Source organism: Bradyrhizobium sp. SZCCHNRI2009 (assembly GCF_032485115.1).
Lineage (GTDB): Bacteria > Pseudomonadota > Alphaproteobacteria > Rhizobiales > Xanthobacteraceae > Bradyrhizobium.
Map to the genome: position 1 here is coordinate 247,350 of NZ_JAUEUH010000003.1, position 16,121 is coordinate 263,470.

Below are 16,121 nucleotides of genomic sequence, written 5' to 3' on the forward strand. Positions count from 1 at the left end.
CCAGAGCGACCCGGCCTTCCCTGCGCGATGGCTTACGACTTATACGCGATCTCCTCGGTGCACCGGGCTTTTTGGCCACCGTCATCGACGCGATGCATGGGCACCAGCGCCAACTTGATACCAGCGTCGGGGTATCAGGACCACGCGACTTCACCGTCCGTGCCGGCCGCACTCGTCAGTTGCAGCCGACCCGTCCATCGCACCCCACCTCACGTCCGTGACGACGCGTACGCCCCTCGCAACGAGGCGGGATAGACAAAGACAACCACGATTTCGGAAAATATGAAAGAGGAATTTTCGCGCAGACTGGACTGGATTGGCTGATGGCGTTGGACCTGCTCGCCAAAAGAAAGTTTCGGAGCAGCCAGGCGTATTAGTTCGCGGTGCGCTCGGGCCTAGATCCTGTCGCCCGTCGGGCGACTCAGACGAGTGCGGCAGGCGCTGCTCCGCAATGCAGACCGCAGAGCAGCTTCACTCCCGGTGTCGTCCCGTGGAAGCCCGACGACGCGCATGCATCGACGGATGCCGACCAGGGACGACAGCGGAGTTTTGGGGGCGCTGTTCAGTAGCCCGCATGAGCGCAGCGACATGCCGGGGTCCCTGCGTTCGCAGGGACGACAGCGGTGCGTGGAGTCACGTCTTGTACATCTTCACTTGCGAGCGCTGAAAGCCTAGCATCGCCAACACAGAGATCGAGCGCGAGACCTCCATGATCATCCAGCACATCGCAGCCTTCACCGACGGCCCACGCGGCGGCAATCCGGCCGGGGTCGTCATCTGCGAGGCGCTGCCCGAGGCCGCCACCATGCAGGCGACGGCGGCGGAGATCGGCTATTCGGAGACGGCGTTCGCGGCGCCCATCGGCGACAAATGGCGGGTGCGCTATTTCGCGCCGCAGGCCGAGGTGGATTTCTGCGGCCACGCGACGATTGCGCTCGGCGCGGCGCTGGCGAGGCACGAGCGCTCCGGCACGTTCGCACTGACGCTCAACCATGCCGAAATCACTGTCGACGGGCATCATTCGGCGACCGACTGGAGCGCGGCGTTTCGATCGCCGCCGACGCTGACCCGGGCCCTGCCATCTGCGGCGCTCGACAAGATCCTGGCGCTGTTCGGGCTGTCGCAAGACGAACTCGACGAGCGGATCCCGCCGGTGATCGCTCACGCCGGCATGGATCATCCAGTGATTGCCCTGCGCGACCGCAGCCGCCTGGCTGCCATCAGCTACGACTTCGCTCGAGGCCAGGTGCTGGCACAGCGTGAGCGCTTCTGCACCTTCACCATCGTCCATGTCGAGACGCCGCAGCTCATTCACGCCCGCAATCCGTTTCCGTTCGGCGGCGTCTACGAGGACCCGGCGACGGGCGCGGCGGCCGCGGCGCTTGCCGGCTATCTGCGCGAGCTCGCCTGGGCGACCGAGCGGCCGATCGTGATCCGCCAGGGCGAGGACATGGGCGTGCCCTGCTGCCTGCAGGTCGATCTCGACGGCCCTCCGGGCGCGCCGGTCCGGGTGTCCGGGCGAGCCCGGTTGATCCACGCGTGATTTGATTTGAAATCCCGGGGCGCTTGGCTGCCATAGTGCGCGGGCTGCAAGAACGAGCGCTTCGTTCGCCAGCGGAGCACGCCGTGATGATGTCGACCGAGATGCAGCAGGACACATCGCTCATCGTTCTGATCAGCGGCAGCCTGCGCGCCCGCTCGGCCTGCCGTGCAGCGATCGTCGCCGCGGCCGAGCTGGCGCCAGCGGATGTCACGCCGGCGATCTACGTCGGGCTGAGCGAGCTGCCGCACTTCAATCCCGACCACGATTGCGATCCCTTGCCCGAGCCGGTCATTCGCTTGCGCAAGCTGCTCGGCGACGCCCGCGCCGTCATGCTGTCGACCCCGGAATATGCGGGCTCGCTGCCGGGCAGCTTCAAGAACATGATCGATTGGACCGTCAGTGCCGGCAGCCTCTATCGACGGCCGATCGGCTGGATCAACTGCTCGGCCCATGGTGGCGCGCACGACGCCCATGCCGACCTGCGCAGGGTGCTGGAGCGCGCGGGCGCGACGATCGTCGATGAGGCTTGCGTCGCCGTACCGGTGCCGCCGACGGCAATGACCGCAGATGGTCGCATCGCGGCCCCCGACATGCGTGCGGCCATCGCGGATGCGATCGCCGCACTGGCCTTGGCCGCGTCCGCAGGCGATGAGAACACACAGCCATCGTCATGACTGTGCTCACCGCGGGCGCCCGAATTCATGCGGGCTTCGCGTCCGCTTCCGCGAACACCGCCTTGGCCGCGAACAATCCATTGAGCGCGGCGGGAAAGCCGGCATAGACCGCCATCTGCATGATCACCTCGGTGATTTCCGCCCGGCTGAGGCCGACATTGAGGCCCGCATGGAGGTGCACCTTGAGCTGCGGGCTGGCATTGCCGAGCGCGGTCAGCGCTGCGATGGTCGCGATCTCGCGGCTGCGCAGATCGAGGCCGGGGCGCGAATAGATGTCGCCGAACGGAAACTCGATCACGTAGGTCGCGAAATCCGGCGCGATGTCGGCGAGCGCCGCGATCACATTGCGGCCGGCCTCGCCGTCGATGCTATCGAGCGCGCGCCGGCCGCGCGCCAGCCGATCCTGATCGTTGTTGGCGCTGGATGGCATCGGGCTCGTCGTCGTGGCCTGGTTGGGCGTGGATCGCGTCATCATCGTTCGTCCTCTCGCTGCTGCCGGCATAGCCGGCGATCTTGCCGTCGAGAACGAGAAGGCAGTCCTGCAGGCTGGCGACGCGCGCCCGGACCGCGTCGCGATGCCGCTCCAGGAGCCGGCGTCGTTCCGGCTCCGTGGCAGCGCCGCCCGCACGCAGCTCGGCGTAGCGCAGCATGTCCCGGATCGGCATTCCCGTGGCCTTCATCCGGCCGAGGAATTCGATCCAGGTCAGGATCGATGCGTCGTAGTCCCGCTGGCGGGCATGATCGCGATCGGCCCTGGGCAGCAGCCCGATCCGCTCGTAGTAGCGGATCGTATGGGGCGTCAGCCCCGACTGCCTGGCCAGCTCGCCGATCTTCATGCGCCCCTATCTCCATTCACGACGCCACGCAGGCTACGGGTTCGAGTGCGCTCTAAGTCAAGCGACGTTTCGCGGGCTACGGGCTCATCGGTTCGCTGCGCGCCGACCCCGCGCCCACACCGCGAACGCGACGATCAACGCGGCGGCCAGAGAGAACCACGTGATCGCGTATTGCATGTGCTCGTCGCGCAGATGCGGCGACAGCGGGCCGGGCTTGGGAATGCCATTGTCGGGCACCGGCGATTCCAGATCGATGTAGAACGGCGCGACCTCGCCCCAGCCGAGCGTCTTGGCCATCGCGCGATGGTCGCGCGTGAACCACAGCCGCTTTTCGCGGCTCTCGGCCGCGGTGAGCAAACCGGCAGCCTCGGGAAAGCGCAGATAGCCGGTCAGGGTCACGGGCTCGCCGGTGACGAGCTTGGCGGTGGCGCGGTCCTGCACCGCGCGTTCCTGCATCGTGTTGGCGACGAAGCCGGCGTCGATCACGACGGTCTCGCCGGACGGCAAGCGCGCAGGGAGGAACGCCCAGGTGCCCGGCCCGGAGACGTCCTCGCGCACGGCGGAGCCGGCGCTGTAGACCATTGCGTCCGGCAGTCTGGTGTAGGTGGCAGTGAAGCTGACACGGCGAAATTCGTCGCGCTCCGGCGTCAGCATGCGCCATTCCGTCTGTGGCGGCAGCGGTTCGGGCGCAGCAGCAACGCGATCGGTGAGCGCTGCGATCAGCGCGTGCTTTTCCGCACGGCGCTGCAATTGCCAGATGCCGAGGCCTGCGAACAGCGCGACCATGACGACGGTGAAGGCGGCGAAGGCGCGGGAGGACGTTTTGCGGCTGGAAGCACTCGTCATTGCGGAGATGTCCGCGGCGAGGTGAACGCTTTGCCGGAGCGAACGGTGCGCTCCCCTCCCCCTTGCGGGGAGGGGTTGGGGGTGGGGGTGGCCCAACAAAGACTGCCGCTGGGGCTACCCCCCTCCCCGGCCCTCCCCCACAAGGGGGGAGGGAGCACACCTTCGGCGCCGCTCAGATGTGCGACTCGCACGCGCAGGCGCCAGCTCATCGCGGCGTCTTGTCCACCAGGCGGCCGGGGGCGGCCTTGTGGTGGAATTGCAGGGCGATGAGCAGCGACTTCATCGCGCGCAACGGCAGCAGCGTCGTCACCAGGATCAGCGGTCCCCAGAGCGCGGCATGGACCCAGAACGGCGGCTGATACTTCACCTCGACGATCAGCGCGGCGCCGACCACGATGGCGCCGGCGAGCATCATGATGAAGATCGCCGGACCGTCGCCGGTGTCGATGAAGGCGTAGTCGAGATCGCAGGCTTCGCAGCGCTTGCGCAGGTTGAGGAAGCCGTCGAACAGCTTGCCCTGGCCACAGCGCGGGCAGCGGCAGGCGAGCCCGCGCAGGACGGTCTGGGCCAAAGTGACGGGCGGATGGGTGGTCATGGTGTCTTGCCCCCTAGGCGGCCGCGCGACGCCTCATGGTGATACAGCCGGAGGCGACGAGAGCGGATCACATTTCGATCAACCGCCGGGCGCCGCTGCAACGAGAAAGGGCGGCCCGACGGCCGCCCCTTCTTAGCACGTTCGACGGAACCGGTGCGCGCCGGCTTCAGTGCGCGCCGTGGGCCATCGCCTCGGCGCCGTGGCCCCAGACGTAGATGCAGATGAACAGGAACAGCCAGACCACGTCGACGAAGTGCCAGTACCAGGCGGCGAACTCGAAGCCGAGATGCTGCTTGGGCGTGAAGTGGCCGGCATAGGCGCGCGCCAGGCAGACGGTCAGGAAGATCGTGCCGACCAGGACGTGGAAGCCGTGGAAGCCGGTCGCCATGAAGAAGGTCGAGCCGTAGACGTGGCCGGCGAACGAGAACGTTGCGTGGCTGTACTCATAGGCCTGCACGCAGGTGAAGGTGGCACCCAGGAGGATGGTGAGGATCAGGCCATATTTCAGGCCCTTGCGGTCGCCCTCGAGCAGCGCGTGGTGCGCCCAGGTCACCGTGGTGCCCGAGGTCAGCAGGATCAGCGTGTTGAGCAGCGGCAGGTGCCAGGGATCGAAGGTCTCGATGCCCTTGGGCGGCCAGACGCCGCCGAACAGGGCCTCGCGGGTGGCCTGCACCTCGAAGTTCGGATACAGCGCGGCATTGAAATAGGCCCAGAACCAGGCGACGAAGAACATCACCTCGGAGGCGATGAACAGGATCATGCCGTAGCGGTGATGGAGCTGCACCACGCGGGTGTGGTCGCCCTTGTATTGCGCTTCCTTGATGACGTCGCCCCACCAGCTCGCCATGGTGTAGAGCACGCCGATGGTGCCGATGCCGAACACGATCGGCGCGGCGCCGAACATCTTGTGCATCCAGCCGATCGCACCGAACGCCATGATGAAGGCCGAAACCGAGCCGACGAACGGCCAAGGGCTCGGATCGACGAGATGGTAGTCGTGATGCTTGGCGTGCGCCTCAGCCATGGCAAGTCTCTCCCCAGATCGATGCCGGTCGCGCCGGCACGGTGTCGTTCAACAGCGATGGTCCCCGAATATCGGACGTCCGCGCGGTCATAGGCTGCCCCGCGGTTTGTCCGGCTCGCCCGCAGCGACCGGCTTCGGTGCGTCGCGGACGGGATAGAAGGTGTAAGACAGCGTGATCGTCTTCAAACTGTCGTTCTCGTGATCGGCTGTTATCGCCGGGTCGACGTAGAACACCACCGGCATCTCGCGGGTCTCGCCCGGCGCCATGGTCTGCTCGGTAAAGCAGAAGCAGTTGATCTTCTGGAAGTAGGCGCCCGATGTCAGCGGCGACACATTGTAGGCCGCCTGCGCCATGGTGGTGCGCGCCGACTGGTTGGTGACCGTGTAGTAGACCGTGACCACCTCGCCGATCGCGACCTCGATCTCGGTTTTCTCCGGCTCAAACTTCCAGGGCAAACCGCCGGCGACATTGGAGTCGAAGCGCACGGAGATCCGGCGCGCCAGCGGCGCCGAGGATGGCGCTGATGTCGCCACCTGCGTGGTGCCGTTGAAGCCGGTGGCGCGGCAGAACCAGTTGTAGAACGGCACGGCGGCATAGGACGCGCCGACCATCAGCACCACGACGGCGCCGCAGATGCCGCCGACCAGCGCATCGCGGCTGAGGCCGCGGCGCGGCGCGGCCGGCGCGGTCGCCGGAACGATCTGGTCGGTTGTCTCCATCGCGGTCTGCTTCGTCCCGTCCTGCATCACGTCTCTACATCGGCCGATTCAGCACCGCGGGACCCTTCACCATGGTCACCGCGAAGAACAGCACCACCAGCACGCCGAGCGCGAGCGCAATCGCGATCGAGCGGCGACGGCGGCTGCGCAGCTGCGCTTCGGTGAGGACGATGCCCTCTTGCTCGTTCGGATCTGCCATCGTGGTCGCCATGTTTTCCAGTCTCGCGCCTCTTACCAGATCAGCGGCGCGATCATGCGCGCGACCGCTTCGAGTCCGAGCGTAGCGAACAGCACGAACAGATAAAGGATCGAGAAGGCGAACAGCTTGCGGTTGGCGCGTAGCGAGGCGCTGCGCTCGCGCTTGCGGAACACCTCGACCGCGAGCCACAGCATGCCCGTGCCGAGCGCCAGCGAGACGACACCGTAGACGGCATCGAAATAGCCGAGCGGCCACGGCGCGGCGGCGATCGCCACCAGGACGATGGTGTAGAGCAGGATCTGCAGCCGGGTCGCATCGGGGCCGGCGACCACCGGCAGCATCGGCACGCCGGCGCGGGCGTAGTCATCGCTGCGGAACAGCGCCAGCGCCCAGAAATGCGGCGGGGTCCAGAAGAAGATGATCAGGAACAGCCAGAGCGGCTCCGGCGCGATCGAGCCGGTGGCGGACACCCAGGCGACCACCGGCGGCAAGGCGCCGGCGGCGCCGCCGATGACGATGTTCTGCGCAGTCCAGCGCTTCAGCCACAGCGTGTAGATGACGACGTAGAAGAAGATGGTGAAGGCGAGCAGCGCACCGGCGAACCAGTTGACGAGGATGCCGAGCGTTAGCACCGAGAAGAACGACAGCGTGATGCCGAAGGCGAGCGCCTCCTGGCGGGTGACGCGGCCGCGCGGAATCGGGCGGTTGGCGGTGCGCGACATCAGCGAGTCGATGTCGCCTTCCAGCGCCATATTGAGCGCGCCGGAGGCGCCGGCCCCGACCGCGATGCACAGCAGTGAGGTGATGGCGAGCACCGGGTGGAAATGGCCCGGAGCGATCAGCAGGCCGATCAGCGCCGTGAAGATCACGAGCGACATCACCCGCGGCTTCAGCAGCGCGAGATAATCGCCGACATCGGCCTCGGAAATCCGCGGGCCGACGGCAATGGCGTTCTGATCGATGACCGACACGGCGAATCCAGACTTCAATTCACAGACTTCAATTCAAAAGGTTCTGGGACAGGGAGTGCCAGAACCGCGCTTCCGGCGCGGCACCAGGCGCGCCACCGGCAGAGATCGACGCGGCGCCGGATGGCGCCGCGTCGGAGAGATCAGGTTCACTGCACCTTCGGCAGCACCTCGAACTGGTGGAACGGCGGCGGTGAGGACAGGGTCCATTCCAGCGTCGTCGCACCCGGTCCCCACGGATTGTTCGCGGCCTGCTGCTTGCGCATGAAGGCGTCGACCACCCCATAGATGAAGATCAGGACGCCGAAGGCCGAGATGTAGGAGCCGATCGACGAGACCAGGTTCCAGCCCGCATAGGCATCGGGATAGTCGATGTAGCGGCGCGGCATGCCCGACAGGCCGAGGAAGTGCTGCGGGAAGAACACCAGGTTGACGCCGACGAAGGTGACCCAGAAGTGCGCCTTCGCGATCGTCTCATTGTACATGTAGCCGAACATCTTCGGGAACCAGTAGTACCAGCCGGCGAAGATGGCGAACACGGCGCCGAGCGACAGCACGTAGTGGAAGTGCGCGACGACGTAGTAGGTGTCCTGCAGCACACGGTCGACGCCGGCGTTCGCCAGCACGACGCCGGTGACGCCGCCGACCGTGAACAGGAAGATGAAGCCCACGGCCCACAGCATCGGCGCGCGGAACTCGATCGAGCCGCCCCACATCGTGGCGATCCAGGAGAAGATCTTCACGCCGGTCGGCACCGCGATCACCATGGTGGCGGCGACGAAATAGGCCTGCGTCGCCGAGGACATGCCGACGGTGTACATGTGGTGCGCCCACACCACGAAGCCGATGCCGCCGATCGCGACCATGGCGTAGGCCATGCCGAGATAGCCGAACACCGGCTTGCGCGAGAAGGTCGACACGATCTGGCTGATCATGCCGAAGCCGGGCAGGATCAGGATATACACTTCCGGATGGCCGAAGAACCAGAACAGGTGCTGGAACAGCACCGGGTCACCGCCGCCGGCCGGATCGAAGAAGGTGGTGCCGAAATTGCGGTCGGTCAGCATCATCGTGATGGCGCCGGCGAGCACCGGCAGCGACAGCAGCAGCAGGAACACCGTCACCAGGATCGACCACACGAACAGCGGCATCTTGTGCAGGGTCATGCCCGGCGCGCGCATGTTGAAGATGGTGGTGATGAAGTTGATCGACCCGAGGATCGACGACGCACCGGCAAGGTGCAGCGACAGGATCGCGAAATCCACCGCCGGTCCGGGATGGCCCGAGGTCGACAGCGGCACATACATCGTCCAGCCGGCGCCGACGCCGTTGGCGCCGGGCTCGCCCTCGACGAAGGTCGAGGTCAAAAGCAGCGCGAACGAGGCGGGCAGCAGCCAGAACGAGATGTTGTTCATGCGCGGGAACGCCATGTCCGGCGCGCCGATCATCAGCGGCACCATCCAGTTGCCGAAGCCGCCGATCATCGCCGGCATGACCATGAAGAAGATCATGATCAGGCCGTGCGAGGTCACGAACACGTTGTAGGTGTGGTTCTCGTGGAACAGCTGCACACCCGGATACATCAGCTCGATGCGGATCGCGACCGACATGGCGAGGCCGATGATGCCGGCGCACACCGCGAAGATCAGATACATCGTGCCGATGTCTTTGTGGTTGGTCGAATAGATCCAGCGCCGCCATCCGGTCGGATGGTCGTGCGCGTGATCGTCATGGCCGGTCAGGGTCGTCGCGTTCGTCGCCATTGTCCAATCCTCAGTGTCCCCGTGGACCGCCAAGGCGGCCCTCAATCTCAGCGTTCATCCCGCTCGGCTACTGCGACACGCCCGCAGCCGACGCATAGGTGCTCGTGGGCGCGCTGGCGTACTTCTTCTTGGCGTCCTCGACCCAGGCGGTGAATTCCTGGTCGCTCACGACGCGCACCGCGATCGGCATGTAGGCGTGGTCCTTGCCGCACAGCTCCGAGCACTGGCCGTAATACATGCCGACCTTGGTCGCCTTGAACCAGGTCTCGTTGAGGCGGCCGGGAATGGCGTCGATCTTGACGCCGAACGACGGGATCGCCCAGGAGTGGATCACGTCGGCGCCGGTGGTCTGGACGCGAATCACCTTGTTGACCGGCACGACCATCTCGTTGTCGACGGCGAGCAGCCGCGGCTGCTTGTCCTGCGCCAGCAGCGAGTCGAACTCGAACTTGCCGTTATCGGGATAGGCGTAGCTCCAGTACCACTGCTTGCCGGTGGCCTTGATGGTCATATCAGCCTTCGGCACATCCAGCTCGAGGAACAGCAGCCGGAACGACGGCACCGCGATCATGACCAGGATCAGCACCGGGATCAGCGTCCAAGCCACCTCGATCAGCGTGTTGTGCGTCGTCCGCGACGGCACCGGGTTGGCGCGCGCGTTGAACTTGACCACCACGGCGACCAGCAGCGCCAGCACGAACAGCGTGATGATGGTGATGATCGTCAGCAGCAGGCCGTGGAACCAGGTGATGTTCTCCATCACCGGCGTCGCAGCCTCCTGCAGCTTGACTTCCCATGGCGCCGGCTGGCCCGTTTCCGCAAACGCCGCTCCACCCGACACGAGCGTCATGCCCGTTACAGCCAACCCCAGCAAGGCGCTCAATTGGCCTCTCGACATCTTCATGCCGTCGCGCTCCCTTCAGAACTTTCCCCCTCAGCGCACCGCCCGCTTCACGCAGCGGCGCGCCGTTCGATCCGCTCTCCTGACAAATGGCCTTCGGGCGGATGCATAGAAAAGCACCTGGGCCAGTTCACTGGAATGACGAAATCTTTCTTCTCAAACCATAATTCTTGATCTATCGCAATGCAGTCTTGCGCCGGATATCGCGCGCGGCGCTGTTCGTCGCGACAAGCGTATTTTCCGGGAGATTGCCGCATGCCGCGATTTCGCGGGCAACGGGCGCTTGACAGGCGTGCGGCGCGATGTAGGCAAACGGGACACGGCCGTTTGCGAGGCTGATTCGGCGAGGCGCAGCGGCAGCTGCCCACCAGGGTGCGGCCATATTTGGTATCGTTTCGTGCCGTACGCCGGTGACGCTGTCCTCAAGACGCCATCATTGCCGTATCATGGCGTCGGACGCGCAGATCACCCACAGGAAATTGTCATGGCACCGACCCGGATCAGGGTTTCAACGGACAGGACAGCTGACATGTCGACCCCAGCTGCGAATGACTCGCGCCGTTTGTACCGATTCAGCGCGGTCCGTGCGCGACTCGCGCGTGTTGCCGCGATGACCTCCGCGGCGACCGCGGTCGCGATGATCGCTGCGACGGTGATCGGCCTGCCGCACGCCGCATTGGCGCAGGGCGCGGTGCGCTCGGTGCATGGCGACTGGCAGATCCGCTGCGACACGCCGCCCGGCGCGCAGAGCGAGCAGTGCGCGCTGATCCAGAGCGTCGTGGCCGAGGACCGTTCCAATGCCGGCCTCACCGTGATCATGCTGAAGACCGCAGACCAGAAGAGCCGGCTGATGCGCGTGGTGGCGCCGCTCGGCGTGCTGCTGCCGTCCGGCCTCGGCCTGAAGCTCGACAACCAGGACGTCGGCCGCGCCGGCTTCGTGCGTTGCCTGCCCAATGGCTGCGTCGCCGAGGTGGTGCTGGAGGACAAGCTGCTCGGCCAGCTCAAGACGGCGAAGACGGCGACCTTCATCATCTTCGAGACGCCGGAGGAAGGCATCGGCTTCCCGCTGAGCCTCAACGGCCTCGCCGAAGGCTTCGACAAGCTGCCCTGACGTCGGCCGCGATTGACAGACCCTTCGCAGCACGATGCCGTGATCGAGCCGTGAGTTCGCGCGTCTGAATGCGCGCCCGCGGCCTCAGCGCCGCCCGTCGAGCGCCAGCGCCATCACCAGCAGGGTCTTGTCGAACCCGTCATCGCCGGGCTCCCGCGGCTGCACCGCCTTGAGCAGGAATCCGGCCTTCTGGTACAGCCTGATGGCGTTGGTGTTGCTGCGGTAAACCGTGAGCTCGACACGCGAGAAGCCGGCCGCCCGCGCCGCCTCGAGCGCCGCCGCCATCAGTCGTCTGCCCAGGCCCTGGTGCCGGAACTGCGGCATTAGGCCCATGCCGAGCACCCCGATCCGGGCATCGATTGGCCCCGATTTGGGCGTCACATCGCACCAGCCGACCACCTCCCCGGCCGAGAGAGCAACGAATTGCGGATATCCCTCGTGGATGTTGTTCAGAATGAAGGCGCGCGTCGACTCCAGCGGCGGCGCCTGCACGAACGACAGATAGCGCCGTTCGCGCGCGACGTAATCGAGCGTGCGGTGGAAGCTCTCGATGTGAGCGGACGTGATGGGAACGATCTCAACCATGTCAGTTCGGTAATCATCCAGCCCCTCGCGCCCCGGCGTCAAAACAACTATCTTGGAATGAACGCTCCGACAACGGATTGACCCATGACTGCTCCCACCACTTCCCTGCTCGAACGCGCCAATCTGGACCGTGATGCGGTCCGGAGCGAGGTCGCGCGTGGCCTGGCCGGCGCCGATGACGGCGAATTGTTCTTCGAATACAGCCAGACCGAAGCGCTGACCTTCGACAATGGCCGGCTGAAGCAGGCGACCTATGACACCAGCCAGGGATTCGGCCTGCGCGCGGTGAAGGACGATGCAGTCGGCTATGCCCATTCCTCCGACGTCTCGCTGCCGGCGCTGATGCGCGCCGCCGATGCCGTCAGCGCCGTGCGCGGCGGCTATTCCGGCACGTTCGCGAGCCCGCCGCCGCACACCAACGTCCGGCTCTATGGCGACGATAATCCGCTGGACGCTCCCGGATTCGAAAGCAAGGTCAAGCTGCTCGGCGAGATCGACGCTTACTTGCGCGACAAGGATCCGCGCGTGCGCCAGGTGACCGTGAGCCTCGGCGCGACCTGGCAGGTCGTGGAGATCCTGCGGCCCGACGGCGAGAGCTATCGCGACATCCGCCCGCTGGTGCGCGTGAACGTCTCGGTGGTCGCCGGCCAGGGTGATCGCCAGGAGACCGGCAGCAAGGGTTATGGCGGCCGCGAGGCCTATGCCCGCTTCATCGAGACCAAGGCGTGGCGCGAGGCCGCCGACGGCGCACTGCGCGAGGCCCTGGTCAATCTGGAATCGGTCCCCGCTCCCGCCGGCGAGATGGACGTCGTGCTCGGCGCCGGCTGGCCCGGCGTGATGCTGCACGAGGCCGTCGGTCACGGCCTCGAGGGTGACTTCAACCGCAAGAAGACCTCGGCCTTCGCCGGGCTGATGGGCAAGCCGGTCGCCGCCAAAGGCGTCACCGTGGTGGATGACGGCACCATGGCCTCGCGCCGCGGCTCGCTATCGATCGACGACGAGGGCACGCCGACCAGCCGGACCGTGCTGATCGAGGACGGCATCCTGGTCGGCTACATGCAGGACCGCCAGAACGCGCGGCTGATGAACATGGCGCCGACCGGCAACGGCCGCCGTCAGGGTTACGCGCACGTGCCGATGCCGCGCATGACCAACACCTACATGCTGGCCGGCGAGCGCGATCCGGCCGAGATCATCGCCTCGGTCAAGAACGGCATCTATGCCGTCAATTTCGGCGGCGGCCAGGTCGACATCACCTCGGGCAAATACGTCTTCCAGTGCACCGAGGCCTACAGGATCGAGAACGGCAAGGTCGGTGCGCCGGTGAAGGGCGCGATGCTGATCGGCAACGGCCCGACGGATTTGAACCGCATCAGCATGATCGGCAACGATCTGTCGCTCGATACCGGCATCGGCACCTGCGGCAAGAACGGCCAGGGCGTGCCGGTCGGCGTCGGTCAGCCGACGCTTCGCATGGATCGCATTACGGTGGGAGGCACGGGCCGATGAGCCTTGAGAAGATGTCCACGGACAAGACCACCAAGGCGACGCGCACGGGCAGCGTCCGCAAGGAAAGCACCTGGGGCGGCCAGCTCGCGCAGCTCGTCGCGGTCGTCATGGTGGTGTTCGTCGCCAAGGGCGCCATCGCCGAGCCGTTCTACGTGCCGTCGGGCTCGATGGAGCCGACCCTGATGATCGGCGACGCCCTGCTGGCGTCGAAATTCCCCTATGGCTACGGCACCTCGTCGCTGCCGATGCAGATCACGCTGCCGGAGACGGGACGCCTGTTCGGCGAGACGCCGAAGCGCGGCGACGTCGTCGTGTTCCGCTGGCCGGGCGACAACTCGCAGGCCTGGGTCAAGCGCGTCGTCGGCCTGCCCGGCGACCGCATCCAGATGCGCCAGGGCCAGCTCTACATCAACGGCCAGGCCGCGGCGCTCAAGCCCGACGGCATCGGCGATGCCGAGGACGACACCGGCCGCAACGAGCCGGCCTATCGCTACGTCGAGACGCTGCCGAATGGCGTGTCGCACCTGATCTTCAAGATGCGCGACAACGGCCGGCTCGACAACACGCCGGAGGTGACGGTGCCGCCCGGCAAGCTGTTCGTGCTCGGCGATAACAGAGACAACTCCGCCGACAGCCGCGTGGCCTTGCGCGACGGCGGCGTCGGCCTGCTGCCGATCGACAACCTCGTCGGCCGCGCCGATGCCGTGGTCGGCTCCTGGGACCTCGGCTTCAAGAACCAGCCGGTTTGGGCCTGGCTGTCCGGCTTCCGGCTCGATCGCTTCTTCACCGCGGTGCGCTGAGCGAACGCCGATGACCTTCGACGATGTCAGGGCGCTTGCGCTGGCATGGCCGGAAGTCGAGGCCGGCACGTCCTATGGGACACCCGCGCTGAAGGTGCGCAAGGAGATGCTGGCGCGCCTGAAGGAGGACGGGGACAGTCTCGTCCTTCCGGGCGTGCCGCCGGACGAACGCGCGATGCTGGTGGAAAGCCGGCCGAAGCTGTTCTACGTCACCGATCACTACCGCGACTATCCGATCGTGCTGCTGCGCCTGTCGAAGGCGAGGCGCGCCGACGCAGAGCCGCTGTTGCGCCGGCAGTGGCGGGCATTGGCCTCGAAGAAGGCGCTCGCCGTGTTCGATCGCAGCTGAAACGGGCTGCACGCCGTCCTCCATCTCGTGTATTGAACGTGTCGACGGCACCCATGTTCTGATGCCTTCGACCATCATGACCAAGGACGATTTCATCGCAGCCGCGCTGCGCAACCCCGTCAACACCGCGATCATGCACGTGCTGCGTGAAACGGCCGTGCCCGATGCCTGGGTCGTCGCCGGCTGCCTGACTCAGAGCGTCTGGAACGTGCGGACCGGCCGTCCGATCGATCACGGCATCAACGACTACGACATCTTCTATTTCGATCCGGATACGTCGTGGGATGCTGAGGACGCCGTCATCCGGCGCATCGCATCCTACCTCCATGACATCGAAGCCAAGGTGGAGGTGCGCAACCAGGCCCGCGTCCATCTCTGGTATCCGACCAAGCACGGCCGGCCCTACCCCGCCGTGTCGCGATCAACCGATGGAATCGACCGGTTTCTCACCGTCAGCACGCAGGTCGGGCTCCGCCCCGTTACCGATGGATATGAGCTCTATGCGCCCAAGGGCCTCGCTGACATCGCGCAGATGATCGTGCGGCCGAACTACACGGCCAACTTCTCGGCGACGAACTACACGGCCAAGGCGGACCGCTGGAAGGCGCTGTGGCCTGAGATCACAGTGATAGCCGCGGCAGATTGAGCGCGACCAGACAGGATCGGGAGCCCCCTCTCTCATACGTCATTCCGGGGCGCGCGCAGCGCGAGCCCGGAATCCATAACCACCATCGTGATTATGGATTCCGGGCCCGTGCCGCTGCGCGTCACGTCCCGGAATGACGACTGAGTTTGGCGCGCCACCGGTGCACGATGCTTCTTCGACATCGCATCTTCAGTTGGCATCATTGCGAGAGCTCGCAATAACGGTGGCTCTGACGATCGACAAGAAGGAGCGAGACTCATCGCCCCGCGCTATCGCACGACGCCTGACGTGAACCCCGCCCGCCGGCGCGGCGGCTTGATTTCCTTCTTCAGAAAGCAATGCGCTTCCTTGCCGGCGTAGCCGGGCCGCGCAAAGGTCCAGGCGCGGCATTTGTTGTCGCCGGTGCAGGCGGCCTTGCAGATGTCCTCGGCGTCGGCGGCCTTCTCTTCCTTCTTGTCCGCGGCCTTGTCGCTGCCCTTGTCAGCGGCCTTCTCGGCCTTCTCGCCGCCCTTCAGATCGGTGGTCTTGATGTCGAAGCTGCGGTAGTCGCCGCCGGGACGGTCGATCGACGTCTCGACCGCATCATTGCGGATCTCGACGACGCCCGCGCCGCGCACGCCGGAAACGCAGCAATTGTCCGGCACGCGCGCCGGCACGCTGTTCTTCAGCCAGCACACCGCGCCCGCTTCCATCACGGTCGGATAGTTGAAGCTCCAGGCGCGGCAGCGCCGGTCGTGCTCGCACAACAGCGCGCAATCGGCCGGGTCGCCGGAGGCGATCGGCGCGCTCATGTAGTCGCCGCCGGGACGATCGGAATAGGTCTGGGCTGAAGCCGGCGTCAGGCACGCAGCCGCGAACAGGCACGCCAGTACCCTCAGCCATGCCCCGATGAAGCGCCCCACGCGCCGCCGCTGAACCATCCGACCCATTGTTAATGTTCGAGTTTTCTTACGAGTTTTTAGGCAGTCATTTGATCGCCACGAACCTGTATGGCGGATGAACGGCCCGGACCGGTGGGAGCTGCGGAAGGCAAAGCAGCGGCGCCCAGGCGC

General features: G+C 66.0%; 19 protein-coding genes. 7 read left to right on the forward strand and 12 right to left on the reverse strand.

The window, feature by feature from the left end; all coding sequences use genetic code 11:
• The first annotated feature begins 709 nt into the window (after positions 1 to 709).
• Complete coding sequence (locus tag QX041_RS13075; protein ID WP_315827986.1) at positions 710 to 1,543, forward strand: PhzF family phenazine biosynthesis protein; 834 nt, start codon at positions 710 to 712, stop codon at positions 1,541 to 1,543.
• 86 nt (positions 1,544 to 1,629) lie between these two features.
• Positions 1,630 to 2,217: an NAD(P)H-dependent oxidoreductase gene (locus tag QX041_RS13080; RefSeq protein ID WP_315828026.1), complete on the forward strand. Its 588-nt coding sequence runs from the start codon at positions 1,630 to 1,632 to the stop codon at positions 2,215 to 2,217.
• A gap of 25 nt (positions 2,218 to 2,242) precedes the next feature.
• On the opposite strand, the gene QX041_RS13085 is transcribed toward QX041_RS13080, so the two are convergent.
• From QX041_RS13085 to coxB, 10 genes are all read right to left on the reverse strand, one after another.
• Complete coding sequence (locus QX041_RS13085; RefSeq protein ID WP_315751295.1) at positions 2,243 to 2,647, reverse strand: carboxymuconolactone decarboxylase family protein; 405 nt, start codon at positions 2,645 to 2,647, stop codon at positions 2,243 to 2,245.
• Positions 2,586 to 3,053, reverse strand: coding sequence for a MerR family transcriptional regulator (locus tag QX041_RS13090; protein ID WP_316165577.1), 468 nt, complete (start codon positions 3,051 to 3,053; stop codon positions 2,586 to 2,588). Before QX041_RS13090 ends, QX041_RS13085 begins: the two co-directional genes overlap by 62 nt.
• 84 nt (positions 3,054 to 3,137) lie before the next feature.
• A complete protein-coding gene (locus QX041_RS13095) occupies positions 3,138 to 3,899 on the reverse strand; it encodes an SURF1 family protein (RefSeq protein ID WP_316165578.1) in 762 nt (253 codons plus the stop codon).
• Positions 3,900 to 4,104: 205 nt separating this feature from the next.
• Complete coding sequence (locus tag QX041_RS13100; protein WP_315717920.1) at positions 4,105 to 4,494, reverse strand: DUF983 domain-containing protein; 390 nt, start codon at positions 4,492 to 4,494, stop codon at positions 4,105 to 4,107.
• Between the two features lie 166 nt (positions 4,495 to 4,660).
• Positions 4,661 to 5,518 carry a cytochrome c oxidase subunit 3 gene (locus QX041_RS13105; RefSeq protein WP_315751289.1) on the reverse strand — a complete coding sequence of 286 codons (858 nt, stop codon included), beginning with the start codon at positions 5,516 to 5,518 and terminating at the stop codon, positions 4,661 to 4,663.
• Positions 5,519 to 5,605: 87 nt separating this feature from the next.
• Complete coding sequence (locus tag QX041_RS13110; protein ID WP_409977986.1) at positions 5,606 to 6,265, reverse strand: cytochrome c oxidase assembly protein; 660 nt, start codon at positions 6,263 to 6,265, stop codon at positions 5,606 to 5,608.
• Positions 6,266 to 6,272: 7 nt separating this feature from the next.
• Entirely contained in the window at positions 6,273 to 6,449 is a 177-nt protein-coding gene (locus tag QX041_RS13115; RefSeq protein ID WP_315717922.1) for a CoxF protein, read from the reverse strand.
• Between the two features lie 20 nt (positions 6,450 to 6,469).
• A complete protein-coding gene (locus QX041_RS13120; protein ID WP_315751287.1) occupies positions 6,470 to 7,408 on the reverse strand; it encodes a heme o synthase in 939 nt (312 codons plus the stop codon).
• 146 nt (positions 7,409 to 7,554) lie between these two features.
• On the reverse strand, positions 7,555 to 9,168 hold the full coding sequence (gene ctaD / locus QX041_RS13125) for a cytochrome c oxidase subunit I (RefSeq protein WP_315717924.1): 1,614 nt from the start codon (positions 9,166 to 9,168) through the stop codon (positions 7,555 to 7,557).
• A 67-nt stretch (positions 9,169 to 9,235) separates the two neighbouring features.
• Positions 9,236 to 10,072, reverse strand: a complete 837-nt coding sequence (gene coxB / locus QX041_RS13130; protein WP_315717925.1) for a cytochrome c oxidase subunit II — start codon at positions 10,070 to 10,072, stop codon at positions 9,236 to 9,238.
• A gap of 481 nt (positions 10,073 to 10,553) precedes the next feature.
• Between coxB and QX041_RS13135 the strand changes: the two genes are divergently transcribed.
• A complete protein-coding gene (locus QX041_RS13135; RefSeq protein ID WP_315827982.1) occupies positions 10,554 to 11,180 on the forward strand; it encodes an invasion associated locus B family protein in 627 nt (208 codons plus the stop codon).
• 84 nt (positions 11,181 to 11,264) lie between these two features.
• Here QX041_RS13135 and QX041_RS13140 read toward each other — a convergent pair whose 3' ends face one another.
• Positions 11,265 to 11,765, reverse strand: coding sequence for a GNAT family N-acetyltransferase (locus tag QX041_RS13140; protein ID WP_315717960.1), 501 nt, complete (start codon positions 11,763 to 11,765; stop codon positions 11,265 to 11,267).
• 84 nt (positions 11,766 to 11,849) lie between these two features.
• Here QX041_RS13140 and tldD point away from each other — a divergent pair, with 84 nt between their 5' ends.
• The 4 genes from tldD (at position 11,850) to QX041_RS13160 (ending at position 15,069) form a co-directional block, all read left to right on the forward strand.
• Positions 11,850 to 13,274: a metalloprotease TldD gene (gene tldD, locus QX041_RS13145; RefSeq protein WP_315717927.1), complete on the forward strand. Its 1,425-nt coding sequence runs from the start codon at positions 11,850 to 11,852 to the stop codon at positions 13,272 to 13,274.
• Positions 13,275 to 13,285: 11 nt separating this feature from the next.
• Positions 13,286 to 14,074, forward strand: a complete 789-nt coding sequence (gene lepB, locus QX041_RS13150) for a signal peptidase I (RefSeq protein ID WP_316204550.1) — start codon at positions 13,286 to 13,288, stop codon at positions 14,072 to 14,074.
• A 10-nt stretch (positions 14,075 to 14,084) separates the two neighbouring features.
• Entirely contained in the window at positions 14,085 to 14,423 is a 339-nt protein-coding gene (locus QX041_RS13155) for an MmcQ/YjbR family DNA-binding protein (RefSeq protein ID WP_316165579.1), read from the forward strand.
• Positions 14,424 to 14,499: 76 nt separating this feature from the next.
• The gene (locus tag QX041_RS13160; RefSeq protein WP_316165810.1) at positions 14,500 to 15,069 is read left to right on the forward strand and encodes a nucleotidyltransferase family protein; all 570 of its coding nucleotides are present in this window, start codon (positions 14,500 to 14,502) and stop codon (positions 15,067 to 15,069) included.
• A 269-nt stretch (positions 15,070 to 15,338) separates the two neighbouring features.
• Here QX041_RS13160 and QX041_RS13165 read toward each other — a convergent pair whose 3' ends face one another.
• Complete coding sequence (locus QX041_RS13165; RefSeq protein ID WP_315828023.1) at positions 15,339 to 15,989, reverse strand: PAN domain-containing protein; 651 nt, start codon at positions 15,987 to 15,989, stop codon at positions 15,339 to 15,341.
• Positions 15,990 to 16,121 lie beyond the last annotated feature (132 nt).